The organism is Pseudomonas sp. WS 5079, assembly GCF_012985465.1.
Lineage (GTDB): Bacteria > Pseudomonadota > Gammaproteobacteria > Pseudomonadales > Pseudomonadaceae > Aquipseudomonas.
The window spans coordinates 63,025-86,215 of sequence record NZ_JAAQWN010000012.1 but is presented as its reverse complement, the minus strand read 5'-3'; the positions used below and the strand labels follow the sequence as shown (position 1 = coordinate 86,215).

Here is a 23,191-nt window from a genome sequence, read left to right as displayed (position 1 = left end):
AAAAAACGCCCCGAGTTAATTCAGGGCGTGATTCTACCTACTTTTGCCAGACATTAACCGAGCAAAGCACGTCCATGATGACGCAAGTGGTCCTCGATGAAGCTGGCGATAAAGAAGTAGCTGTGGTCGTAGCCCGGTTGCAGGCGCAACTCCAGCGGATGGCCGGCGGCCTTGGCGGCTTGTTGCAAGGCTTCGGGCTTGAGTTGAGTGGCGAGGAAGTCGTCGCGATCACCCTGGTCCACCAGCAGTGGCAGTTTTTCCGAGGCTTCGCTGATCAGCACGCAGGCATCCCATTCGCGCCACTTGGAGCGCTCTTCCCCCAGGTAGCGGGAAAACGCTTTCTGCCCCCAAGGGCAATCCATCGGATTGTTGATCGGCGAAAACGCCGACACCGACTGGTAGTGCCCCGGATTGCGCAAGGCGCATACCAGCGCACCGTGGCCGCCCATTGAATGCCCGCTGATGCCGCGCTTGTCGGACGCCGGGAAATGCGCTTCAACCAACGCCGGCAATTCCTGCACGACATAGTCATGCATCCGATAGTGCTTGCTCCACGGTTGCTGCGTGGCATTCAAGTAAAACCCGGCACCCAGGCCAAAGTCCCAGGCATTGTCCCGGTCGCCCGGCACACCCGGCCCACGGGGGCTGGTGTCCGGGGCGACGATGATCAACCCCAGCTCAGCCGCCATACGCTGCGCGCCGGCCTTTTGCATGAAGTTCTCATCGGTGCAGGTCAAGCCCGACAGCCAGTACAGCACCGGCAACTTGCCGCCTTGCTCCGCCTGCGGTGGCAGGTAGACGGCGAAGGTCATGTCGCAATCGAGTACATCGGAATGATGCTTATAGCGTTTGTGCCAGCCGCCGAAGCTCTTCTGGCATGACAGGTTTTCCAGACTCATGGCCGACCTCAGAAATGGATGACGGTACGAATGCTCTTGCCTTCATGCATCAGGTCGAATGCCTTATTGATATCTTCCAGGCCCATGGTGTGGGTGATGAAGGTATCCAACGGGATTTCGCCGGTCTGGGCCATTTCCACGTAGCTTGGCAACTCGCTGCGGCCACGCACGCCACCGAAGGCCGAACCGCGCCAGACACGACCGGTCACCAGTTGGAATGGACGGGTGGATATTTCCTGGCCAGCCCCGGCGACCCCAATGATTACCGACTCGCCCCAGCCTTTGTGACAGCACTCTAGGGCCGCACGCATCAGCTGGACATTGCCGATGCACTCGAAGGAAAAGTCCACACCGCCGTCGGTCAAATCGACAATCACATCCTGGATCGGCCGGTCGTAGTCTTTCGGGTTGATACAGTCGGTGGCACCCAACTGCTTGGCGATCTCGAACTTGGCCGGGTTGATGTCGATGGCGATGATACGACCGGCCTTGGCTTTAACTGCACCGATCACGGCCGACAAACCAATCCCGCCCAGGCCGAAAATGGCCACGGTGTCACCCGGCTTGACCTTGGCGGTGTTAATCACGGCACCGATACCAGTGGTGACGCCACAGCCCAGCAGGCAGACTTTTTCCAGCGGCGCTTCTTTGGGAATCTTGGCCACGGAGATTTCCGGCAACACTGTGTATTCGGAAAAAGTCGAAGTCCCCATGTAGTGGAAGATCGGCTGCCCTTTGTAGGAAAAACGCGTAGTACCGTCTGGCATCAGGCCTTTGCCCTGGGTCGCGCGGATGGCTTGGCACAGGTTGGTCTTGCCCGACAGGCAGAACTTGCACTTGCCACATTCCGGGGTGTACAGCGGGATCACGTGGTCGCCCACCGCCACCGAAGTCACACCCTCGCCAATCGCTTCGACCACCGCGCCGCCTTCGTGGCCCAGGATCGATGGGAAGATGCCTTCCGGATCGGCGCCCGACAGGGTGTAGGCGTCAGTGTGGCAAACCCCGGAAGCGACCACGCGCAACAGGACTTCACCGGCCTTGGGCATGGCCACATCCACTTCCACGATCTCCAGTGGTTTCTTGGCTTCAAAGGCGACAGCGGCGCGTGACTTGATCATCCGGGTTTCTCCTGGGGCTTAAAAGTAAGACGAACAGTGTAAAACACGGTCCATTGATTAATAATCCAGGCAAAAGCAAAACATTATTGCTGTACTGGGATAATCACCATGCTGGAAAACCGCTGGGAAGGCATCGATGAGTTCGTCGCCGTCGCCGAATGCAGCCAATTTACTGCGGCTGCCGAACGCCTGGGCGTGTCCTCGTCCCATATCAGCCGCCAGGTCGCACGCCTGGAAGAACGCCTGCAAACCCGCCTGCTGTATCGCAGTACCCGGCGCGTTACGCTGACCGAGGCCGGGCAAACCTTCCTGCAACATTGCCAACGCCTGCAGGATGGGCGCGAAGAGGCCCTGCGCGCCGTAGGCGACCTGACCAGCGAACCCAAGGGCATGTTGCGCATGACCTGCGCCGTGGCTTATGGCGAACGCTTTATCGTGCCGCTGGTCACGCGCTTCATGGGGCTGTATCCGCAATTGCGCGTGGATATAGAGCTGAGCAACCGCCCCCTCGACCTGGTGCATGAAGGCCTGGACCTGGCGATTCGCCTGGGCCGCCTGCAAGACTCGCGAATGGTCGCCAGCCGCCTGGCACCCCGGCGCATGTATCTCTGTGCGTCGCCGTCCTACCTGGAACGGTATGGGCGCCCCCATAGCTTGTCGGAATTGAGCCGGCATAACTGCCTGGTCGGCAGCTCGGATATTTGGCAATTGGCCCAGGATGGGCGCGAATTTTCCCAAAGGGTGCAGGGAAACTGGCGCTGCAACAGTGGGCAGGCGGTGCTGGATGCGGCGCTGCAAGGGGTGGGGTTATGCCAGTTGCCGGATTATTACGTGCTGGAGCACTTGCACAGCGGCGCGCTGGTTTCACTACTTGAGTCCCACCAACCGCCGAATACTGCAGTGTGGGCGCTGTATCCGCAGCAGCGGCATTTGTCGCCGAAGGTGCGCAAGTTGGTGGACTACCTGAAGGAAGGGCTGGCTGGGCGGCCGGAGTATGGCGGGTGATCTGGGGTGTCAGGCCTGGCCTCATCGCAGGCAAGCCAGCTCCCACACCTGACCGCGTATCCCTGTTGGAATGTGGTCAGGTGTGGGAGCTGGCTTGCCTGCGATGAAGTCACCTCGGTCCAGCAGCCTACCGGCGATTAGCCCACCGCAACCTGAGCCACTCCAGATCCTCCGGCCGGGTCACCTTGATATTGTCCGCGCGCCCTTCCACCAGGCGTGGCGCCTGGCCGGACCATTCCATGGCCGAGGCTTCGTCAGTGATGACCGCGTCGGCCACCAGGCTATCGGCCAAGGCGCGGTGCAAGGCCCCCAGGCGGAACATTTGCGGGGTATAGGCTTGCCAGATCAGGCTGCGATCAATGGTTTCCACCACCCGCCCCTGCTTGTCGACACGCTTGAGGGTGTCGCGCGCCGGTACGGCCAGCAAGCCGCCCACCGGGTCATCCGCCAGCTGCGCCAACAACGTGTCGAGATCCTCGCGGCTCAGGTTCGGCCGTGCGGCATCGTGCACCAGCACCCAGTCGTCATCGCTGGCGCCCAGGGCATTGAGTTGCAGCAGTGCATTGAGCACCGAGCCTGAGCGCTCCGCCCCGCCGTCCGCGCGCTGGATACGCGGGTCGCCGGCACACGCCAGGTTGGGCCAGTAAGGATCATCGACAGCCAGACTGACCACCAGCCCCTTGAGGCTCGGATGATCGAGGAAACAGCCAAGGCTGTGTTCGAGAATAGTGCGCCCGCCCAACTGCAGATACTGCTTGGGACGGTCCGCGGCCATGCGGGCACCGACGCCCGCGGCAGGAATCACGGCCCAGAAGGCCGGCAAACAGGCGTTCATTGGGCCAACTGGTAGAGGGTTTCGCCCTCCTTGACCATGCCCAATTCATGACGAGCCCGCTCTTCAACGGTCTCCATGCCTTTTTTCAACTCAAGCACTTCGGCATCGAGCACACGGTTGCGCTCCAGCAACACCTCGTTCTCGGCGTGCTGCGCGGCAATTTGCTGGGTCAGGTCGGTCACCTGCGCCAGGCTGCCATTGCCCACCCAAAGGCGGTACTGCAGGCCAGCCAGCAGCAAGAGCAAGACGAGGAACAACCAATTGGGACTGCGCATCGAATATCGGGTATCCAGTGAAAAAAGACAGCCATGCAAAACTTTTGAAGCAACTGATAGCACGAAGCCTGGAAGACCCAGGCTTGTGCTTGATAGGCATCAGATTAGTGCGCAAATTCACTCTACAGCGAGTTTTCCGACACAATCCGTTGTCTTTTTACCATCAACTACTCAGCCGCGAAACTCACCACGGCCGTTGTATTTGGCTTTACCGCCCAATTGCTCTTCGATACGCAGCAGTTGGTTGTACTTGGAAACGCGGTCGGAGCGGCACAGGGAACCGGTTTTGATCTGGCCCGCCGAGGTGCCCACGGCCAGGTCGGCAATGGTCGAATCTTCGGTTTCGCCGGAGCGGTGCGAGATCACGGCAGTGTAGCCCGCAGCCTTGGCCATCTGGATCGCTTCCAGGGTTTCGGTCAGGGTGCCGATCTGGTTGAACTTGATCAGGATCGAGTTGGCGATCTTCTTGTCGATGCCTTCTTTCAGGATCTTGGTGTTGGTCACGAACAGGTCGTCGCCCACCAGTTGGATTTTCTCGCCGATCTTGTCGGTGAGGATTTTCCAGCCGTCCCAGTCGGACTCGTCCAGGCCGTCTTCGATCGAAATGATCGGGTAACGCTGGGTCAGGCCCTTGAGGTATTCAGCAAAACCTTCGGAGTTGAACACCTGGCCTTCGCCGGACAGGTTGTACTTGCCGTCTTCAAAGAACTCGCTGGCCGCGCAGTCCAGGGCCAGGGTCACATCGGTGCCCAGCTTGTAGCCAGCGTTGGCCACAGCTTCGGAGATCACTTTCAGTGCATCTTCGTTGGACGCAAGGTTCGGTGCGAAACCACCTTCGTCACCCACCGCAGTGCTCAGGCCACGGGCCTTCAGCACAGCTTTGAGGTGGTGGAAAATCTCGGTGCCCATGCGCAGGCCTTCGGAGAAGGTCTTGGCGCCCACTGGCTGCACCATGAATTCCTGGATATCGACGTTGTTGTCTGCGTGTTCGCCACCGTTGATGATGTTCATCATTGGCACCGGCATCGAGTAGACGCCTGGGGTACCGTTAAGGTTGGCAATGTGCGCGTACAGCGGCAGGTCCTGGTCCTGAGCAGCGGCCTTGGCAGCAGCCAGGGATACAGCGAGGATCGCATTGGCGCCGAGGCTGCCTTTGTTTTCAGTGCCATCGAGCTTGATCATCGCGTGATCGAGGGCTTTCTGGTCCAGCGGGTCCTTGCCCAGCAACAGGTCGCGGATCGGACCGTTGATGTTGGCTACTGCCTTGAGGACACCCTTGCCCAGGTAACGGCTCTTGTCGCCATCACGCAGTTCCAGCGCTTCGCGCGAACCTGTGGAAGCACCGGACGGCGCGCAGGCGCTGCCGATGATGCCGTTATCGAGAAGCACGTCGGCTTCGACGGTGGGGTTGCCACGGGAGTCGAGAACTTCACGACCTTTGATGTCGACGATTTTTGCCATTGTTGTAAACACTCCAAAGTTGACGAAAACGACGCAGCTGAAGGAAATCTTTTGACCGACCGCAAGGGTGGAACAACGGGGCAGGCTTGCAGACGACAAAACTCAGGCCCGAGGGCCTGAGCATAAAGCGCGGAAAGTTTACCGGAGAAACGCGGGTTACGCGGTCTCTACCGTCGGAAAACTCTTGACCAGTTCGTCCAACTGCTTGAGCTGGGCCAGGAATGGCTCCAACTTGTCCAGGCGCAGGGCACAAGGACCGTCGCACTTGGCGTTGTCCGGATCCGGGTGGGCTTCCAGGAACAGGCCAGCCAGGGACTGGCTGATACCGGCCTTGGCCAGGTCCAGTACCTGGGCACGTCGGCCACCGGCGGAGTCGGCGCGGCCACCCGGCATTTGCAGCGCATGGGTCACGTCGAAGAACACCGGGTATTCGAACTGTTTCATGATGCCGAAACCGAGCATGTCCACCACGAGGTTGTTGTAGCCGAAGCTCGAACCACGCTCGCAGAGGATCAACTGGTCATTACCCGCTTCCACGCACTTGTTCAGGATGTGTTTCATTTCCTGGGGCGCGAGGAACTGGGCTTTCTTGATATTGATCACAGCGCCGGTCTTGGCCATCGCGACGACCAGGTCGGTCTGGCGCGACAGGAAGGCCGGCAACTGGATGATGTCGCATACCTCGGCGACCACTGCGGCCTGCTCGGGCTCGTGGACGTCGGTGATGATCGGCACGCCGAAGGCTTGCTTGATGTCCTGGAAGATCCGCATGCCTTCTTCAAGGCCCGGGCCGCGATAGGAGGTCACGGACGAACGGTTGGCCTTGTCGAAGCTGGCCTTGAACACATAAGGGATACCCAGTTTCTCGGTAACCTTTACGTACTCTTCACAGACCTGCATCGCCATGTCACGGCTTTCCAGCACGTTCATGCCGCCAAACAGCACCATGGGCTTGTCGTTGGCAATTTCGATATCGCCTACGCGAATGATCTTCTGGGCCATCAGGTTTACGCCTTCTTCTGATGTTGCGTCAGTGCAGCCTTAACGAAACCGCTGAACAACGGGTGACCGTCGCGCGGAGTCGAGGTGAACTCAGGGTGGAACTGGCAAGCGACGAACCATGGATGATCCGGGGCTTCGACCACTTCAACCAGCTTGCCATCACCGGAGCGACCGGAGACTTTCAGGCCGGCTTCTTTGATCTGCGGCAGCAGGTTGTTGTTCACTTCGTAACGATGACGGTGACGCTCGACGATCACGTCCTTGCCATAGCAGTCGTGTACCAGCGAGCCGGACTCCAGCAGGCAATCCTGTGCGCCAAGGCGCATGGTGCCGCCCAGGTCGGAGCTTTCGGTACGGGTTTCGACAGCGCCAGTGGCATCTTCCCACTCGGTGATCAGGCCCACGACCGGGTGGCCGCTGGTGTGATCGAACTCGGTGGAGTTGGCGTCTTTCCAGCCCAGCACGTTACGAGCGAACTCGATAACGGCCACTTGCATGCCCAGGCAGATACCCAGGTACGGCACCTTGTTCTCACGAGCGTACTGCACCGCAGTGATCTTGCCTTCCACGCCACGCAGGCCGAAACCGCCTGGCACGAGGATCGCATCGACGCCTTCGAGCAGCGCGGTTCCCTGGTTTTCGATGTCTTCGGAGTCGATGTAACGCAGGTTGACCTTGGTACGGTTGCTGATACCGGCGTGACTCATCGCTTCGATCAACGACTTGTACGCGTCCAGCAGCTCCATGTACTTGCCGACCATGGCGATGGTGACTTCGTGCTCAGGATTGAGCTTGGCGTCAACCACCGCTTCCCACTCGGACAGGTCCGCGCCATTGCACTGCAGGCCGAAACGCTCGACCACAAAATCATCCAGGCCCTGGGAATGCAGAATGCCCGGGATCTTGTAGATGGTGTCGGCGTCTTCCAGGGCAATCACCGCACGTTCTTCAACGTTGGTGAACTGGGCGATCTTGCGACGCGAGGAAATGTCGATCGGGTGATCGGAACGGCACACCAGCACATCCGGCTGCAGGCCGATGGAACGCAGTTCCTTGACCGAGTGCTGGGTAGGCTTGGTTTTGGTCTCGCCAGCGGTGGCGATGTACGGCACCAGTGTCAGGTGCATCAGCATCGCGCGCTTGGCGCCGACTTCAAAACGCAACTGGCGGATGGCTTCGAGGAACGGTTGGGATTCGATGTCACCCACGGTGCCACCGATCTCGACCATCGCCACGTCGGCATCGCATGCACCCTTGATGATGCGGCGCTTGATTTCGTCGGTGATGTGCGGGATCACCTGGATGGTTGCACCCAGGTAGTCACCACGGCGCTCCTTGCGCAGCACGTGCTCGTAGACACGGCCGGTGGTGAAGTTGTTGTTCTGGGTCATGGTCGTGCGGATGAACCGCTCGTAGTGGCCCAGGTCCAGGTCGGTCTCGGCGCCGTCGTGGGTGACGAACACTTCACCGTGCTGGAACGGGCTCATGGTGCCCGGGTCGACGTTGATGTACGGGTCCAGCTTGAGCATGGTGACCTTAAGTCCCCGCGCCTCCAGGATGGCCGCCAACGAAGCGGAGGCAATGCCTTTCCCCAATGAAGAAACAACACCGCCCGTGACGAATATGTAGCGCGTCATGAAAAACCCTAGAAGTCTGCGTTAAAGCGGTCGGAGCCGCCGGGGAAAGCGAAGGAAGGCCGAAGCCCCCGATCACCTGCATTAATCACAGTGCACCTTTCAAAAAAACCGCCGCGTTGTGACAGACCAGCAATGGAACACCGGTACGTTGATCGCTACACATTTTTTGGAATCGCCCAGCAAAGACTGCTTGGTAATCGGCAACGACTGTGTTTCAGGAGAATCCACAGAAGTTGTATCAAGAAGGGAGCGTAGTCTACCGGAAAGGCGCTATCAGCTCAAACCTTGATCGCAGGTTGGTGGCGCCCAATGTAATTGCCAGTCATCCCCCTGCCCTGTCGAGGCCCTTGCCAGGTTGGCCACGGCCACCAGACGGGTGCCTTGGTACAGCAGCGGCAATCTGCCACGGATAAAGCCTGGCACAGCACTTTCGTTGAGCAAACGCTTGAGGTCACGCCGGCCACGACCTGGCACTTCCATGACTTCACCACCCTGGCGGTAACGGATGCTCAAAGGGCCTTCAGGGGCATGCCCGCTGAAATACAACTGGCCGTTGCCCGGTAACTGTAGTGGGTTTTGCGGGTGCGACCAGCTTAGCGGCGTATCAGAAATTTCCGACCAATCGGCAGGCATCCACCAGATGCGATCGTTGCAACGGTGCAATTGGCCATCGGCCAAACGCCACACGGGCTGTGCGTCCAGATTGGCATCGCGCAAGGTGTGCCAGCCAATCCAGTGCTCGCTGTCGGGCAACAACGTCAGCGGCGCCAGCCAGTACCGTAGGGCGTTGCGCTGCCGAGCGTCGGAAAGATCTCGCAGCGGCGCAAGTGCCAATGATGGCAACGGTAGCCAGGCAAGCGCCGATGGCCGCTGCGCAGCCTGCACATCCAATTGCGCCAATTCATCGAGCAGCTCTTGGGCCTGCGCCAGATGCCCAGCGGTTCGCGCCAGGGTATTCGCGGCCTGGGGCCAGCGGGCGGTGAGCAGTGGGAATACTTGATGACGCAGGTAATTGCGGGAGAAACGTGAGTCGCCGTTGGAGGGGTCCTCGATCCAATTCAACTGCTGTTCGCGGGCGTAGGCTTCCAGCTCGGCTCGCGACATGTCCAGCAGCGGCCGCACCAGGTGCCCTTTACCCAAGGGACGCAGGGCTGGCATGCCGATGAGGCCCCGCAGCCCAGCACCCCGCAGCAGGCGAAACAGCAGGGTTTCTGCCTGATCGTCACGGTGCTGGCCGGTGAGTAGCAGTTCACTTGGGCCGATTATCTCGGCGAACGCCTGGTACCGCGCGTCACGGGCCGCACGTTCAAGGCTTGCACCTGACTGCACTTGCACATGCATAACCCGCAGCGGCACACCTGCGGCATCACAAACCGCCTGGCAATGGGCTGGCCAGCCGTCAGCCGCAGCCTGGAGACCGTGATGGACATGGATAGCCTGCAGAGGTGGCAGGGATTGGTTTTTTGCCAGATCAGCGAGTAAGTGCAGGAGGACGGTGGAGTCGAGTCCGCCAGAGAAAGCGATGTGCCAGGCCGAGGCTTTGCGCCACGGGGCCAGGGCTTGCAGGAGTTCGGCGGTTAGAGTTGGTTTCATCGCACGTTACCGCCGCAAAACTGGAATACGTTAGCCAAGCATACACAACGCAAATGTGGGAGCGGGCCTGCCCGCGATAGCGGTGTACCAGTCAACCAATCTGGCACTGACACATTGCTATCGCGGGCAAGCCCGCTCCCACATGGGTAATGCCGTGGCTTAGAGGCCGTAGCTCATCAGGCGCTCGTAACGACGGGCCAGCAGCGCTTCGTTGTCGAACTTTTTGAGCATATCCAACTGTGCGCAGAGTTCGGCGCGGATGGTCGCCGATGCGGCAGCCGGGTCGCGGTGTGCGCCGCCCAGGGGCTCGGCGATCACTTTGTCGACGATGCCCAGGCCTTTCAGGCGATCAGCGGTGATCCCCATGGCTTCGGCAGCATCCGGGGCCTTTTCTGCGGTTTTCCACAGGATCGAGGCGCAACCTTCCGGCGAGATCACAGCGTAAGTCGAATACTGCAGCATGTTCAGTTGGTCGCAGACGCCAATGGCCAGCGCACCGCCAGAACCGCCTTCACCGATCACGGTCGCGATAATCGGGGTTTTCAGGCGTGCCATCACTCGCAGGTTCCAGGCAATCGCTTCGCTCTGGTTGCGCTCTTCAGCGTCGATGCCTGGGTAGGCGCCCGGGGTGTCGATAAAGGTCAGGATCGGCATCTTGAAACGTTCAGCCATTTCCATCAGGCGGCAGGCCTTGCGGTAGCCTTCCGGGCGCGGCATGCCGAAGTTGCGACGCACTTTCTCGCGCACTTCACGGCCTTTCTGGTGACCAATCACCATCACCGGCTGGTCGTCCAGGCGAGCAATACCGCCGACAATCGCCGCGTCATCGGAGAAGTGACGGTCGCCATGCAACTCGTCGAACTCGGTGAAGATGTGATCGATGTAGTCCAGGGTGTACGGACGGCGCGGGTGGCGGGCCAGGCGCGCGATCTGCCAGCTGGTCAGCTTGCCGAAGATGTCTTCGGTGAGCGTCTTGCTCTTGTCTTGCAGGCGGGAGATTTCATCGCCGATATTCAGCGAATTGTCATTGCCGACCAGGCGCAGCTCTTCGATCTTGGCTTGCAGGTCAGCGATCGGCTGTTCGAAATCAAGAAAATTCGGGTTCATAAGCGTCCGTCTTGGGTCGACGGCCAGGGAGTGCCTGGCCAGCCGGTTGTCTATTCGCGCCCTACCTTAAGGGAGAGGCGCGTCAAGGTCGAGATTAAATGTCGAGTCGAGGTCAGGGGTACAAGGGCAGCCCTGACCGTCAACGGTATTGGAGGAAGACGTTGTCACGCCCGAACTGGTCACGCAATGCTTGAATCAAGCCATCGGCCGGGTCAATTCGCCACGTCTCACCGAACTGCAACATCGCCTTGGCATCGCTGCCGGTATACTCCATGGTCACCGGGCACGCGCCACGGTGACGCTTGAGCAAGTCCCCCAGCCAGCGTAGCTGATCGCCCTTGAGCGCTTCGGTTTTCACCTTCAGGCGCAGGCTTTCGGCCAGGTTGGTGCGGGCATCTTCCATGCTCATAACGCGTTTGATCCGCAGGCGCAGACCGCCGGAGAAGTCATCGTTGCTGACCTCCCCTTCCACCACCACCATCGCGTCGGTCTGCAACAGCGACTGCGCAGAATGAAACGCGTCGGCAAACAGCGACGCCTCGATACGCCCGGAGCGGTCATCAAGGGTGATGAACCCCATCTTGTCGCCCTTTTTGTTCTTCATCACCCGCAGGGCAATGATCATCCCGGCGACAGTCTGGGTATCGCGCGCCGGCTTCAGGTCGATGATGCGCTGGCGGGCAAAACGACGGATCTCGCCTTCATATTCGTCAATCGGGTGACCGGTGAGGTACAGGCCCAGGGTGTCTTTTTCACCCTTGAGGCGTTCCTTGAGGGTCAGCTCCTTGGCCTTGCGGTGGTTAGCGTACACATCGGCATCTTCTTCGACGAACAGCCCGCCAAACAGGTCGGCATGCCCGCTGTCGTGGGTGCGGGCGGTCTGCTCGGCGGCCTTGATCGCTTCTTCCATGGCGGTCAGCAGCACCGCGCGGTTGCGGTCGATATTGGCCTGGTAGGCCTTCGGCTCGTCATGGAAATACGGACCGAGACGATCGAGTGCACCGCTGCGGATCAGGCCATCGAGGGTACGCTTGTTGATGCGCTTGAGGTCGACCCGGGCGCAGAAGTCGAACAGGTCCTTGAACGGACCATCCTGGCGCGCCTCGGTGATTGCCTCGACCGGGCCTTCGCCCACCCCCTTGATCGCGCCCAGGCCATAGATGATGCGGCCTTCGTCGTTCACGGTGAACTTGAACTCCGAGGCGTTCACATCCGGCGCGTCGAGGCGCAACTTCATGGTCCGCACTTCTTCGATCAAGGTCACGACCTTGTCGGTGTTGTGCATATCCGCCGACAGCACCGCCGCCATGAACGGCGCCGGGTAGTGGGCCTTCAGCCACGCAGTCTGGTACGACACCAGGCCGTAGGCGGCGGAGTGGGATTTGTTGAAGCCATAACCGGCGAATTTTTCCACCAGGTCAAAGATGTTACCGGCCAGGTCAGCGTCGATGTTGTTGGTGGCGCAACCTTCAATGAAACCGCCGCGCTGCTTGGCCATTTCCTCGGGCTTTTTCTTACCCATGGCCCGGCGCAGCATGTCCGCGCCGCCTAGGGTGTAGCCGGCCATGACCTGGGCGATCTGCATCACCTGTTCCTGATACAGGATGATGCCGTAGGTCGGTGCCAGTACCGGCTTGAGGCCTTCGTACTGGTAGTCGGAGTGCGGGTAAGCCAGCTCGGCGCGCCCGTGCTTACGGTTGATAAAGTCATCAACCATGCCCGATTGCAGTGGGCCCGGACGGAACAGGGCCACCAGTGCGATCAAGTCTTCCAGGCAGTCGGGCTTGAGCTTTTTGATCAGCTCCTTCATGCCGCGGGATTCAAGCTGGAACACCGCAGTGGTTTCAGCTTTTTGCAGCAGCGCGTAGGTCGGCTTGTCGTCCAGCGGGATAAAGGCGATATCCAGCGGCGCCTCATCGACCTTGGCACGCTCGCGGTTGATGGTCTTGAGCGCCCAGTCGATGATCGTCAGGGTCCGTAGGCCGAGGAAGTCGAACTTCACCAGGCCGGCCGCCTCCACGTCGTCCTTGTCGAACTGGGTTACCAGGCCATCGCCTTCTTCGTCGCAATAGATCGGCGAAAAGTCTGTCAACTTGGTCGGAGCGATTACCACGCCACCGGCGTGCTTACCGACGTTACGCACCACGCCTTCGAGCTTGCGGGCCATGTCCCAGATTTCGGCGGCTTCTTCATCGACCTTGATGAAGTCACGCAGGATCTCTTCCTGCTCGTAGGCCTTTTCCAGGGTCATGCCGACTTCAAAGGGGATCATCTTCGACAGACGATCCGCCAGGCCGTAGGACTTGCCCTGCACCCGCGCCACGTCGCGGATTACCGCCTTGGCCGCCATGGAGCCGAAGGTGATGATCTGGCTTACCGCGTTACGGCCGTATTTCTCGGCCACATATTCGATTACCCGGTCACGACCATCCATGCAGAAGTCGACGTCGAAGTCGGGCATCGATACCCGTTCCGGGTTCAGGAACCGTTCGAACAGCAGGTCATATTCCAGCGGGTCAAGGTCAGTGATCTTCTGCACATAAGCTACCAGCGAGCCAGCACCCGACCCCCGGCCAGGCCCCACCGGCACGCCGTTGCTTTTGGCCCACTGGATAAAGTCCATTACGATCAGGAAGTAACCAGGGAACCCCATCTGGATGATGATATCCAGCTCGAAATTCAGCCGGTCGACATACACCTGGCGCTTGGCTTCGTAGTCTTCGGTTGTGTCCTTGGGCAGCAGGACGGCAAGGCGCTCCTCCAGGCCATCGAAGGACACCTTGCGAAAGTATTCATCGATGGTCATGCCATCGGGAATCGGGAAGTTGGGCAAAAAGTGCTTGCCCAGCTTCACTTCGATATTGCAGCGCTTGGCAATTTCGACGGAGTTTTCCAGGGCCTCGGGCAAATCGCTGAACAGCTCAGCCATTTCCTCGGCACTTTTGAGGTACTGCTCTTCGCTGTAGTTCTTCGAGCGCCGTGGATCGTCCAGCGCCCGGCCTTCGCCGATGCACACGCGGGTTTCGTGGGCTTCGAAGTCTTCCTTCTTGATAAAACGGACATCGTTGGTGGCTACCAGCGGCGCACCCAGCTTTTCGGCCAGGGCCACGGCAGCGTGCAGATGTTCTTCATCGTTGGGGCGATTGGTGCGCTGGACCTCCAGGTAGAAGCGGTCGGGAAAGACTTGCATCCACTCACTGGCCAGCACCTCGGCCTCGTGCGGGTTACCGCCCAGCAACGCGATCCCGATCTCGCCCTCTTTGGCGGCCGACAGCATGATCAGCCCTTCGCTGGCCTCGGCCACCCATTCGCGCTCGATGATGATCGAGCCATTGCGCTGGCCGTCGATAAAACCACGGGAAATCAGTTCGGTCAGGTTGCGATAGCCCACGCCGTTCATCGCCAGCAGGCTGATGCGGCTCAAGGCGTTATCCGGATCTTTGTTGGACAGCCACAAGTCGGCGCCGCAGATCGGCTTGATGCCGGCGCCCATGGCGCTCTTGTAGAACTTGACCAGGGAACACATGTTGTTCTGATCGGTCACCGCAACGGCCGGCATGTTCATGCCCACCAGGGTTTTGACCAGTGGTTTGATCCGTACCAGGCCGTCGACCAGGGAGTATTCAGTGTGCAGGCGCAGGTGAACGAATGAAGCCGGCATAGTGATCCTGTCTAGATACGTGTGAAAACAACAAGGCCCGGATTGTACCGGGCCTTGAGTAAAACATCAGCCTGCGCCTAAATCTCGGCCAGGCTTTCGCGCACCTCGTAAGCCTGGCGTACCGGGGCAAACGAGCGGCGGTGGATCGGCGTCGGGCCCAATCGGGCGAGGGCTTCCAGATGAACGGGCGTCGGGTAGCCTTTATGACCACCGATGCCATAGCCTGGGTAGATCAACTCGAACGCCGCCATTTCACGGTCGCGGCTGACCTTGGCGAGAATCGAGGCAGCGGCAATCGCCGGAACCTTGCTATCACCCTTGACCACCGCTTCGGCCGGCATCGCCAGCTTCGGGCAGCGATTCCCGTCGATCATCGCCAGTTTCGGGGTGATATGCAGGCCCTCGACGGCGCGCTGCATGGCCAGCATCGTGGCATGCAGGATGTTCAACTCGTCGATTTCCTCGACCTCTGCCCTGGCGATATGCCAGCTGAGGGCCTTTTCGCAAATTTCGTCAAAAAGTTTTTCACGACGGGCTTCGGTGAGTTTCTTCGAGTCGTTGAGGCCGAGAATCGGGCGATTCGGGTCAAGGATCACCGCCGCCGTGACCACCGCACCGCACAGCGGACCACGCCCGACTTCATCGACACCGGCAACCAGTTCGTGGGTTTGGGCGACCAGGCTGAAATCCAGGCCTATTTGCGTCTTCATAGGGTTTCCTGCTGGCGGCCGATCAAGGTCAATACGGCATCTGCGGCCTGGTTCGACGCATCACGGCGCAAGGTACGGTGAATTTCGTCGAACCCACGGGTCTGCTCTTCACCACCGTCGATCAACGGCAGAATGGTCTGGGCCAATGCTTCGGGGGTTGCAGCGTCCTGCAGCAACTCCGGCACCAACAGGCGCTGGGCAAGCAGGTTGGGCAAAGAGATGTAAGGACTTTTGACCATGCGCTTGAGAATCCAGTAGGTCAGCGGCGCCAAACGATAGGCCACGACCATCGGGCGTTTGTAGAGCAAGGCCTCCAGCGTGGCGGTACCAGAGGCGATCAACACCGCGTCACAGGCGGCCAGAGCCAGGTGCGAACCACCATCGAGCAGCGTCAACGGCAAGTCGCGCCCCACCAGCAAGGCTTCGATCTGTGCACGGCGCTGCGGGCTGGCGCACGGCAGTACAAATCGCACTCCTGGCTTCAACGCCTGCAGGCGCTGGGCCGCATCGAAAAACAGTGCGCCCAGGCGACCGACCTCACCGCCACGGCTGCCGGGCATCAACGCCACCAGCGGCCCGTCGGGCAGGCCCAACTCGGCGCGCGCAGCGGCGCGATCCGCCTGTAGCGGGATGGTGTCGGCCAGGGTATGGCCGACAAACCTTACCGGCACGCCCTTCTCTTCATAGAACCGCGCCTCGAAAGGCAGTAGGGTCAGCATCAGGTCGCAGCCTTCGCGGATCTTCAGCACGCGCTTCTGCCGCCACGCCCACACGGACGGGCTGACGTAATGCACGGTCTTGATTCCGGCTTGACGCAGCTTGAGTTCGATATTGAGGGTGAAGTCCGGTGCGTCGATACCGATAAAGACGTCCGGTTTTTCGGCAATCAGGGTCTGGATCAGCAGTTTGCGCCGAGCCAGCAGCTCGCGAAGGCGCCCCAGCACTTCCACCAGCCCCATGACCGACAAACGCTCCATGGGAAAGTAGGAAGTCAGGCCTTCGGCCTGCATCAGCGGGCCGCCGACCCCAATAAACTCAACAGCTGGATGCTGCGCCTTGATGGCGCGCATCAGGCCAGCGCCGAGGATATCGCCGGAAGCTTCTCCGGCCACCAATGCAATACGCAGCGTGGCCATGATCAGCGGGTGATGCCGCGAGTCGATGCCTGGATCGAATCACGGAAGATGGCAACCTCTGGAAACAGCGCCGCTGGCTCGGCCAGTTCGGCCAATGCCTGCTCAACCGTCAGGCCCTGGCGATACACCACCTTATAGGCGCGACGCAGGGCGTGAATGGCCTCTTCGCTGAAACCCCGGCGGCGCATGCCTTCGAAGTTCATGCTGCGGGCTTCGGCAGGGTTGCCAAATACCGTGACGAACGCCGGCACATCCTTGCCAATAGCAGTGCCCATGCCGGAAAAGCTGTGGGCGCCGATATGGCAGTACTGATGCACCAGGGTAAAACCAGACAGGATCGCCCAGTCGTCAACATGCACATGGCCGGCCAGTGCAGTGTTGTTGACCAGGATGCAGTGGTTGCCAATAACGCTGTCGTGTCCGATATGCGCGTAGGCCATCACCAGATTGTGATCACCCAGGGTAGTTTCTGCCCGGTCCTGCACAGTGCCACGATGAATGGTCACGCCTTCACGAATGATGTTGTGATCACCGATTACCAGGCGGGTTTCTTCACCCTTGTACTTCATGTCCGGCGTATCTTCACCTACCGAGGAAAACTGGTAGATGCGGTTGTGTTTGCCAATGCGGGTCGGCCCCTTGAGGATCACGTGCGGCCCGATGACTGTTCCCTCGCCGATTTCCACACCAGCGCCGATGATCGACCAAGGGCCGACCTCAACGTCGGCGGCCAGCACGGCCGTCGGATCGATGATTGCGCGAGGGTCAATCAAACTCATAGTTTGCGTTCCGCACAGATGATTTCGGCGGAACACACAGGCTTGCCGTCAACGGACGCCTGGCATTCGAATTTCCAGATCTGGCGCTTGCAGCTCACGAACTTGGCTTCCAGGATCAACTGGTCGCCTGGGGTGACCGGGTTGCGAAAGCGCAGCTTGTCGGAGCCCACGAAATAGTAAAGCGTGCCGTCGGCAGGCTTCAGGTCGAGCATTTTAAAACCCAGGATACCAGCGGCCTGCGCCATCGCTTCGATGATCAACACGCCCGGCATGATTGGATGCGCGGGGAAATGACCATTGAAGAATGGTTCGTTGATGCTGACATTCTTGTAGGCACGAATGCGCTTTTCCTCAACATTCAGTTCCACTACACGGTCCACCAGTAGGAACGGGTAACGGTGAGGCAGGTATTCGCGAATCTCGTTGATGTCCATCATTTCGGGGGGAAGCCTGTAATAAAGATTGGGAGCGCGCGGACTAAGGCACGCCCCTCTAGCAAATCAAGAAGGCAGTCTAGCTGCTGTGCACACTTGATATGGAAATGGTATCAGCCATCTGATGAAACATTACTGCCAGGGGTCACGTCCCCAACACGCTTTTCCAGATGTTTCAGGCGCCGCGCCATGTCGTCGAGCTGCCTTAAACGGGCCGCGCTCTTGCGCCACTCGGCCGCGGGTTGCATCGCTGTACCGGAAGAGTAGGCCCCTGGCTCGGTAATCGAGTGGGTCACCATCGTCATGCCGGTAATGAATACGTTGTCACAGATTTCAATATGGCCCACCAAGCCGACACCGCCGGCCAGCATGCAATGCTTGCCGATCTTGGTGCTGCCGGAGATGCCGACGCACGCGGCCATGGCCGTGTGATCGCCAATCTGTACGTTGTGGGCGATCTGGATCTGGTTATCCAACTTCACACCATTGCCAATCACCGTATCGGCCAAGGCCCCGCGATCGACAGCAGTGTTGACACCGATCTCCACATCGTGACCGATCAGCACACCGCCGACCTGGGCGATCTTCTGCCAGATGCCCTTCTCATTGGCAAAGCCGAAGCCTTCGCCGCCGATCACGGCACCCGACTGAATCACTACCCGCTGCCCGATACGCACATCGTGGTACAGGGTCACGCGCGGCGCGAGCCAGCCGCCTGCACCGATTTCGCTGCGAGCACCGATAAAGCAATGGGCACCAACAGTCACGCCGGCACCAATGCGCGCACCACTTTCGATAACCGCAAAAGCACCGATGCTGGCCGCAGGATCCACCAGTGCATCATTGGCAATGACCGCAGAAGGATGGATACCAGGGGCAGCCTTGGGTTTCGGGTCGAACAAGTGGGAAACCCGCGCGTATGCGGCATAAGGGTCGGCCACCACCAGCGCATCCCCGGCAAACGTCTCGGCGTCAGCGGCCTTCAGCAACACGGCTGCGGCCTGGCTGTCGCCCAGGTATTTACGGTATTGGGGATTTGCGAGGAAGCTCAACTGAGCTGGGCCAGCCTCCTGCAAGGTGGCTAGCCCAGTGATTTCCTTCTCCTTGGAGCCACGCAAGGTAGCCCCCAGGAACTCGGCCAATTGACCGAGTTTGATAGTCGCGGTCATGGCTTACTTCAGCTGGTTCATGCGCTCGATCACCTGGCGGGTGATGTCGTATTGAGGCTTGACGTCAATCACGGCGCCACGCTCGAAGACCAGGTCAAAGGCACCTTTCTTGATGACCTCTTCCACGGCGCTGTCGAGTTTAGGCTTCAGTTGCTTGAGCATTTCACGGTCAGCAACAGCCTTGGCTTCGTTCAGCTCCTTGGATTGGAACTGATAGTCACGGGCCTTTTGCTTGAACTCAAGCTCCAGACGCTCGCGCTCGCCTTGCTGCATTTTATCGCCACCGGCGACCAGGCGGTCCTGGATGCCCTTGGCACTGCTTTCCAGGGTCTTGAGCTTGGTCAGTTGCGGACCAAATTTTTTCTCGGCATCCACGGCGTACTTCTTGGCCGCATCGGATTCCAGCAGGGCCATCTGATAGTTCAGGACGGCGATTTTCATTTCGGCAAACGCCGGGGTTGCGACCAGCACGGTTGCCAGAAGAACCAATTGAGTCAACTTACGCACGATGCACTCCTACAGAATCCGTTGTCGTTATCTTGGGTCGGACGCTTAGAACGTCTGGCCGAGGGAAAATTGGAAAATCTGGGTTTCAGCGTTATCCGGTTTCTTGACTGGCATCGCCAAGGCGAAGCTCAACGGGCCCAGGGCGGTAATCCAGGTCACACCCACACCCACGGAACTGGCCAGATTGCTCAGGCTTACGTCGTTGCACTGGGTGTTGGACTTCAAGCCGCTAGGGTTACGGATCTGCTCGCACTTGGAGTCGAATACGTTACCCACATCCCAGAAGACCGAGGTCCGCAGGGAGCGCTGGTCCTTGACGAACGGCAGCGGGAACAGAATTTCCGCACCACCTTGGATCAGCACGTTACCACCGAACGGCAGCGGATCATTGTCTGAGTCACGTACGGTGCCGACGTTACCAGTTTCAGCAACACCACGGCTTGGCGTACCACGTGGACCCAGGGTGCTGTCCTTGAAGCCACGTACCGAGTTGAAGCCACCGGCATAGTAGTTCTCGTAGAACGGCAAGCCATCGGTCGAACCGTAGCCATCACCATAGCCCAATTCCGTGTGCAGGCGCATGGTGTAGTTATCGCTCAACGGCGTGAACAACTGGCCACGGTAGTCGAGCTTGAAGAACGACAGGTCGCTACCTGGTGTGGTGGCTTCCAGGGTCAGGCTCTGGGAGTGACCACGGGTGGCCAGCACGCCTTTGTTCAGGGTGGACTCGGACCAACCGGCCGAGGCCTTGAAGTTGAGGAACTTGTCACCTTCGCGGCGGGTGAAGTCGAAGATCTCATCCACGGTGTAGACACCGGTCTTGATCTCATCCTGCTGCGCGGTCAGGCCGAAGGTCAGACGCGAGGTCTCACTGATCGGGTAGCCCACGTTCACACCGGCACCCAGGCTGTCGATCGCATAGCTTGCAACGTCGACGTCGAGGTCTTTGTAGTCGGTGGTGCGGTAGAAGGCGTTGTAGCCCAGGCTCACACCGTCAGCAGTCCAGTAGGGGTCCACATAACCGAAGTTGTAGCGGCTCTGGTATTCGCTGCGGGTCAGGCCGATGGATACTTTGTTACCGGTACCCAGGAAGTTGTTCTGGGTGATCGAACCACCGAGGATCAGGCCGGCACTCTGTGCAAAACCGACGCTGGCGGTGATCGAACCGGAAGCTTGCTCTTCCACTGCGTAGTTCACGTCGACCTGGTCATCCACACCCGGTACGGCCGGGGTTTCGACGTTGACTTCCTTGAAGAAGCCCAGGCGCTCAAGACGGGTCTTGGACTGGTCGATCAGGTAGGTCGAAGCCCAGCCACCTTCCATCTGGCGCATTTCACGACGCAGCACTTCGTCCTCGGACTTGGTGTTGCCACGGAAGTTGATGCGGTTGACGTAGGCACGCTTGCCCGGATCGACGACAAAAGTGATGTCCACGGTGTGGTCATCATCATGTGGGGTCGGCACGCCGTTGACGTTGGCGAAGGTATAGCCTTCGTTACCCAGGCGACGGGTGATCAGTTCGGAAGTGGTGGTCATCAGCTTGCGCGAGAACACCTGGTCTTTTTGGACCAACAGCAGGGACTTGACCTGGTCTTCAGGCACTTTCAAGTCGCCGCTGAGCTTCACGTCACGAACGCGGTACTTCTCGCCTTCGTTGACGTTGACGGTGATGTACACGTGCTTCTTATCCGGGGTGATGGACACCTGGGTCGAAGCGATATCCATGTTGATATAGCCACGGTCCAGGTAATAGGAGCGCAAGCGCTCCAGGTCACCGGAGAGTTTTTCACGGGCGTACTTGTCATCGTTCTTGAAGAACGACAGCCAGTTGGTGGTCTTGAGCTCGAACAGGTCGATCAGGTCTTCGTCGGCGAACTTGGTGTTACCCACCACGTTGATGTGCTGGATCGCCGCCACGGTGCCTTCGTTGATGTTGACCTTCAGGCCAACACGGTTGCGCGGCTGCGGCACCACTTCGGTTTCCACGGAAGCCGAGTAGCGGCCTTGGGCAACGTACTGACGTTGCAGCTCGTTACGCACGCCTTCGAGGGTGGCGCGCTGGAAGATCTCGCCTTCGGCCAGGCCGGATTGCTTGAGACCTTTCATCAAGTCTTCAGTGGAGATCGCCTTGTTGCCTTCGATCTCGATACTGGCGACAGAAGGTCGCTCGACGACAGTGATGACCAGGACGTTGCCTTCACGACCCAGTTGGATGTCTTGAAAGAAGCCGGTTTTGAACAGCGCACGAGTGGATTCCACCAGGCGACGGTCGTCAGCCTGTTCCCCAACGTTCAACGGCAAGGCGCCAAAGACGCTACCCGCGGAAACCCGCTGGAGGCCGTTGACGCGAATATCGGAGATGGTGAAGGACTCGGCGTGAACTTCGGCGATCATCAATACGGTGAGAACCGCAGTTAGCAGCAGACGTTTCATGAAGTCCTTTCTTATTCCAACTGGCAATAAACAAACTGCCGCAAAATGCGGCAGATTCGCAATTCAGCGAAGCGTTACAGACGTCCCAGATCGTTGACCAGGGCTAACAACATCACCCCAACCACCAAACTGATACCGATCTGTATCCCCCAACCCTGCACCCGATCCGACAAGGGGCGACCACGCACCCACTCGACGAGATAAAACAACAGATGCCCCCCATCCAGTACTGGAATGGGCAACAAATTCAGAACCCCAAGGCTAATACTCAGATAAGCCAGGAAATTCAGGAAATCAGCAACACCCGACTGGGCAGAAGCGCCCGCCACTTTAGCAATGGTTATCGGTCCACTCAAGTTTTTTACCGAGAGCTCGCCGAACAACATTTTCTTCAGCGAATCGAGGGTCAGTACGCTCATGGTCCAAGTGCGTCGTGCACCCTCGCCAATTGCCGCCAACGGCCCGAAGCTGACCTCGCGCACCATCGATGGCGGCCATTCGACACCTTTGACCCCCGCCCCCAGATACCCGCCGGCCGCCTTGGCCTCTCCGCGCACCGCAAGGGTAACAGGGACGTCGATTTGAGCACCGTCGCGCTCAACTTTCAGCACAATTTTCGTATCAGGACGTACACGAACCAGATCAACCACTTGCTGCCAGTCGCCCAGCGCCTGACCATCAAGGGCCAGCAAACGATCACCGGTCTTCAGGCCGGCAGCCTGGGCCGGCCCCTTGGGATCGAGCTCCGCCAGTACCGGCGGCAGCGCCGGACGCCATGGGCGAATCCCCAGGGATTTGATCGGGTCAGGCTCGTCAGCGCCCTTGAGCCACTTGTCCAGTACCAGCTCGCGCGGCGTCTCGGCCGTGGAGTCCTGCTCGCGCACCACCAGCTGTACGGTGCCACTCTCACCCAGGCGGCGAACCAACTGCAGATTGACCGCCCCCCAGCCTGTAGTCGGTTCACCATCAATAGCAACAATTTCCTGCCCGGCGCTCAAACCAGCCTTGGCTGCAATGCTGCCCGCCTCCACCGCACCGATAACCGGGCGCACCTGCTGGCTGCCCAGCATTGCCAGGACCCAGAAAAACACCATGGCCAACAGGAAGTTGGCGATCGGGCCAGCCGCCACGATGGCAATACGCTGACGAACGGTCTTGCGATTGAAAGATTGGTCCAGTTGATCAGCCGGCACTTCGCCTTCGCGCTCGTCGAGCATCTTGACGTAGCCACCCAGGGGAATGGCGGCGATCACGAATTCGGTGCCCTTGCGGTCGTGCCAGCGCAGCAGCGGCATGCCAAAACCCACGGAAAAACGCAGGACCTTGACGCCACAACGGCGCGCCACCCAGAAATGACCAAATTCGTGAAAAGTGACCAGCACACCCAGAGCAACCAGGGTGCCGACAATCATGTAGAGCGCACTCAT

Annotated in this window: 19 protein-coding genes; 1 reads left to right on the top strand and 18 read right to left on the bottom strand. The window is 59.5% G+C overall.

Features of this window, described 5'->3' with window-relative positions; translation table 11 throughout:
* Nucleotides 1-53: 53 nt before the first annotated feature.
* Together fghA and HBO05_RS25610 are read right to left on the bottom strand one after the other, a co-directional pair.
* The gene (gene fghA, locus HBO05_RS25615) at nucleotides 54-899 is read right to left on the bottom strand and encodes an S-formylglutathione hydrolase (RefSeq protein WP_172314550.1); all 846 of its coding nucleotides are present in this window, start codon (nucleotides 897-899) and stop codon (nucleotides 54-56) included.
* Nucleotides 900-907: 8 nt separating this feature from the next.
* Nucleotides 908-2,020 (bottom strand): S-(hydroxymethyl)glutathione dehydrogenase/class III alcohol dehydrogenase, encoded by a 1,113-nt coding sequence (locus HBO05_RS25610; protein WP_169955467.1) that lies wholly within the window; start codon nucleotides 2,018-2,020, stop codon nucleotides 908-910.
* Nucleotides 2,021-2,128: 108 nt separating this feature from the next.
* Here HBO05_RS25610 and HBO05_RS25605 point away from each other — a divergent pair, with 108 nt between their 5' ends.
* The gene (locus tag HBO05_RS25605) at nucleotides 2,129-3,025 is read left to right on the top strand and encodes a LysR substrate-binding domain-containing protein (protein ID WP_169955466.1); all 897 of its coding nucleotides are present in this window, start codon (nucleotides 2,129-2,131) and stop codon (nucleotides 3,023-3,025) included.
* 127 nt (nucleotides 3,026-3,152) lie between these two features.
* On the opposite strand, the gene ispD is transcribed toward HBO05_RS25605, so the two are convergent.
* The 16 genes from ispD to rseP all read right to left on the bottom strand — a co-directional run bounded on the left by ispD (nucleotide 3,153) and on the right by rseP (nucleotide 23,191).
* Nucleotides 3,153-3,860, bottom strand: coding sequence for a 2-C-methyl-D-erythritol 4-phosphate cytidylyltransferase (ispD, locus tag HBO05_RS25600; RefSeq protein WP_169955465.1), 708 nt, complete (start codon nucleotides 3,858-3,860; stop codon nucleotides 3,153-3,155).
* Entirely contained in the window at nucleotides 3,857-4,135 is a 279-nt protein-coding gene (ftsB, locus tag HBO05_RS25595; RefSeq protein WP_029297251.1) for a cell division protein FtsB, read from the bottom strand. The genes ispD and ftsB overlap by 4 nt, the downstream gene beginning before the upstream one ends.
* Nucleotides 4,136-4,306: 171 nt before the next feature.
* Nucleotides 4,307-5,596: a phosphopyruvate hydratase gene (gene eno, locus HBO05_RS25590; protein WP_169955464.1), complete on the bottom strand. Its 1,290-nt coding sequence runs from the start codon at nucleotides 5,594-5,596 to the stop codon at nucleotides 4,307-4,309.
* A 156-nt stretch (nucleotides 5,597-5,752) separates the two neighbouring features.
* Nucleotides 5,753-6,598, bottom strand: coding sequence for a 3-deoxy-8-phosphooctulonate synthase (kdsA, locus tag HBO05_RS25585; RefSeq protein ID WP_010212442.1), 846 nt, complete (start codon nucleotides 6,596-6,598; stop codon nucleotides 5,753-5,755).
* Between the two features lie 5 nt (nucleotides 6,599-6,603).
* Complete coding sequence (locus HBO05_RS25580; RefSeq protein ID WP_172314548.1) at nucleotides 6,604-8,235, bottom strand: CTP synthase; 1,632 nt, start codon at nucleotides 8,233-8,235, stop codon at nucleotides 6,604-6,606.
* A gap of 273 nt (nucleotides 8,236-8,508) precedes the next feature.
* Nucleotides 8,509-9,828 carry a tRNA lysidine(34) synthetase TilS gene (gene tilS, locus HBO05_RS25575; RefSeq protein ID WP_172314547.1) on the bottom strand — a complete coding sequence of 440 codons (1,320 nt, stop codon included), beginning with the start codon at nucleotides 9,826-9,828 and terminating at the stop codon, nucleotides 8,509-8,511.
* A gap of 159 nt (nucleotides 9,829-9,987) precedes the next feature.
* Nucleotides 9,988-10,935, bottom strand: a complete 948-nt coding sequence (locus HBO05_RS25570) for an acetyl-CoA carboxylase carboxyltransferase subunit alpha (RefSeq protein WP_029297260.1) — start codon at nucleotides 10,933-10,935, stop codon at nucleotides 9,988-9,990.
* A gap of 139 nt (nucleotides 10,936-11,074) precedes the next feature.
* Nucleotides 11,075-14,596, bottom strand: coding sequence for a DNA polymerase III subunit alpha (gene dnaE, locus HBO05_RS25565; protein WP_169955461.1), 3,522 nt, complete (start codon nucleotides 14,594-14,596; stop codon nucleotides 11,075-11,077).
* A gap of 77 nt (nucleotides 14,597-14,673) precedes the next feature.
* Entirely contained in the window at nucleotides 14,674-15,306 is a 633-nt protein-coding gene (gene rnhB / locus HBO05_RS25560) for a ribonuclease HII (RefSeq protein ID WP_169955460.1), read from the bottom strand.
* Nucleotides 15,303-16,442 (bottom strand): lipid-A-disaccharide synthase, encoded by a 1,140-nt coding sequence (gene lpxB, locus HBO05_RS25555; protein WP_170042923.1) that lies wholly within the window; start codon nucleotides 16,440-16,442, stop codon nucleotides 15,303-15,305. Before lpxB ends, rnhB begins: the two co-directional genes overlap by 4 nt.
* 2 nt (nucleotides 16,443-16,444) lie before the next feature.
* Entirely contained in the window at nucleotides 16,445-17,221 is a 777-nt protein-coding gene (lpxA, locus tag HBO05_RS25550; protein ID WP_169955458.1) for an acyl-ACP--UDP-N-acetylglucosamine O-acyltransferase, read from the bottom strand.
* Complete coding sequence (gene fabZ / locus HBO05_RS25545) at nucleotides 17,218-17,658, bottom strand: 3-hydroxyacyl-ACP dehydratase FabZ (RefSeq protein ID WP_029297270.1); 441 nt, start codon at nucleotides 17,656-17,658, stop codon at nucleotides 17,218-17,220. Before fabZ ends, lpxA begins: the two co-directional genes overlap by 4 nt.
* A 110-nt stretch (nucleotides 17,659-17,768) precedes the next feature.
* Nucleotides 17,769-18,824, bottom strand: a complete 1,056-nt coding sequence (gene lpxD, locus HBO05_RS25540; protein WP_172314546.1) for a UDP-3-O-(3-hydroxymyristoyl)glucosamine N-acyltransferase — start codon at nucleotides 18,822-18,824, stop codon at nucleotides 17,769-17,771.
* Between the two features lie 3 nt (nucleotides 18,825-18,827).
* Nucleotides 18,828-19,331, bottom strand: a complete 504-nt coding sequence (locus HBO05_RS25535) for an OmpH family outer membrane protein (protein WP_003219314.1) — start codon at nucleotides 19,329-19,331, stop codon at nucleotides 18,828-18,830.
* A gap of 45 nt (nucleotides 19,332-19,376) precedes the next feature.
* Nucleotides 19,377-21,764, bottom strand: coding sequence for an outer membrane protein assembly factor BamA (gene bamA, locus HBO05_RS25530; RefSeq protein ID WP_169955456.1), 2,388 nt, complete (start codon nucleotides 21,762-21,764; stop codon nucleotides 19,377-19,379).
* 74 nt (nucleotides 21,765-21,838) lie between these two features.
* Nucleotides 21,839-23,191: a sigma E protease regulator RseP gene (rseP, locus tag HBO05_RS25525; RefSeq protein ID WP_169955455.1), complete on the bottom strand. Its 1,353-nt coding sequence runs from the start codon at nucleotides 23,189-23,191 to the stop codon at nucleotides 21,839-21,841.

Bases quoted from the DNA above. Each gene is read 5' to 3' on its own strand.
- fghA (WP_172314550.1), bottom strand. From the start codon at position 899: ATGAGTCTGGAAAACCTGTCATGCCAGAAGAGCTTCGGCGGCTGGCAC.
- HBO05_RS25610 (WP_169955467.1), bottom strand. From the start codon at position 2,020: ATGATCAAGTCACGCGCCGCTGTCGCCTTTGAAGCCAAGAAACCACTG.
- HBO05_RS25605 (WP_169955466.1), top strand. From the start codon at position 2,129: ATGCTGGAAAACCGCTGGGAAGGCATCGATGAGTTCGTCGCCGTCGCC.
- ispD (WP_169955465.1), bottom strand. From the start codon at position 3,860: ATGAACGCCTGTTTGCCGGCCTTCTGGGCCGTGATTCCTGCCGCGGGC.
- ftsB (WP_029297251.1), bottom strand. From the start codon at position 4,135: ATGCGCAGTCCCAATTGGTTGTTCCTCGTCTTGCTCTTGCTGCTGGCT.
- eno (WP_169955464.1), bottom strand. From the start codon at position 5,596: ATGGCAAAAATCGTCGACATCAAAGGTCGTGAAGTTCTCGACTCCCGT.
- kdsA (WP_010212442.1), bottom strand. From the start codon at position 6,598: ATGGCCCAGAAGATCATTCGCGTAGGCGATATCGAAATTGCCAACGAC.
- HBO05_RS25580 (WP_172314548.1), bottom strand. From the start codon at position 8,235: ATGACGCGCTACATATTCGTCACGGGCGGTGTTGTTTCTTCATTGGGG.
- tilS (WP_172314547.1), bottom strand. From the start codon at position 9,828: ATGAAACCAACTCTAACCGCCGAACTCCTGCAAGCCCTGGCCCCGTGG.
- HBO05_RS25570 (WP_029297260.1), bottom strand. From the start codon at position 10,935: ATGAACCCGAATTTTCTTGATTTCGAACAGCCGATCGCTGACCTGCAA.
- dnaE (WP_169955461.1), bottom strand. From the start codon at position 14,596: ATGCCGGCTTCATTCGTTCACCTGCGCCTGCACACTGAATACTCCCTG.
- rnhB (WP_169955460.1), bottom strand. From the start codon at position 15,306: ATGAAGACGCAAATAGGCCTGGATTTCAGCCTGGTCGCCCAAACCCAC.
- lpxB (WP_170042923.1), bottom strand. From the start codon at position 16,442: ATGGCCACGCTGCGTATTGCATTGGTGGCCGGAGAAGCTTCCGGCGAT.
- lpxA (WP_169955458.1), bottom strand. From the start codon at position 17,221: ATGAGTTTGATTGACCCTCGCGCAATCATCGATCCGACGGCCGTGCTG.
- fabZ (WP_029297270.1), bottom strand. From the start codon at position 17,658: ATGATGGACATCAACGAGATTCGCGAATACCTGCCTCACCGTTACCCG.
- lpxD (WP_172314546.1), bottom strand. From the start codon at position 18,824: ATGACCGCGACTATCAAACTCGGTCAATTGGCCGAGTTCCTGGGGGCT.
- bamA (WP_169955456.1), bottom strand. From the start codon at position 21,764: ATGAAACGTCTGCTGCTAACTGCGGTTCTCACCGTATTGATGATCGCC.
- rseP (WP_169955455.1), bottom strand. From the start codon at position 23,191: ATGAGTGCGCTCTACATGATTGTCGGCACCCTGGTTGCTCTGGGTGTG.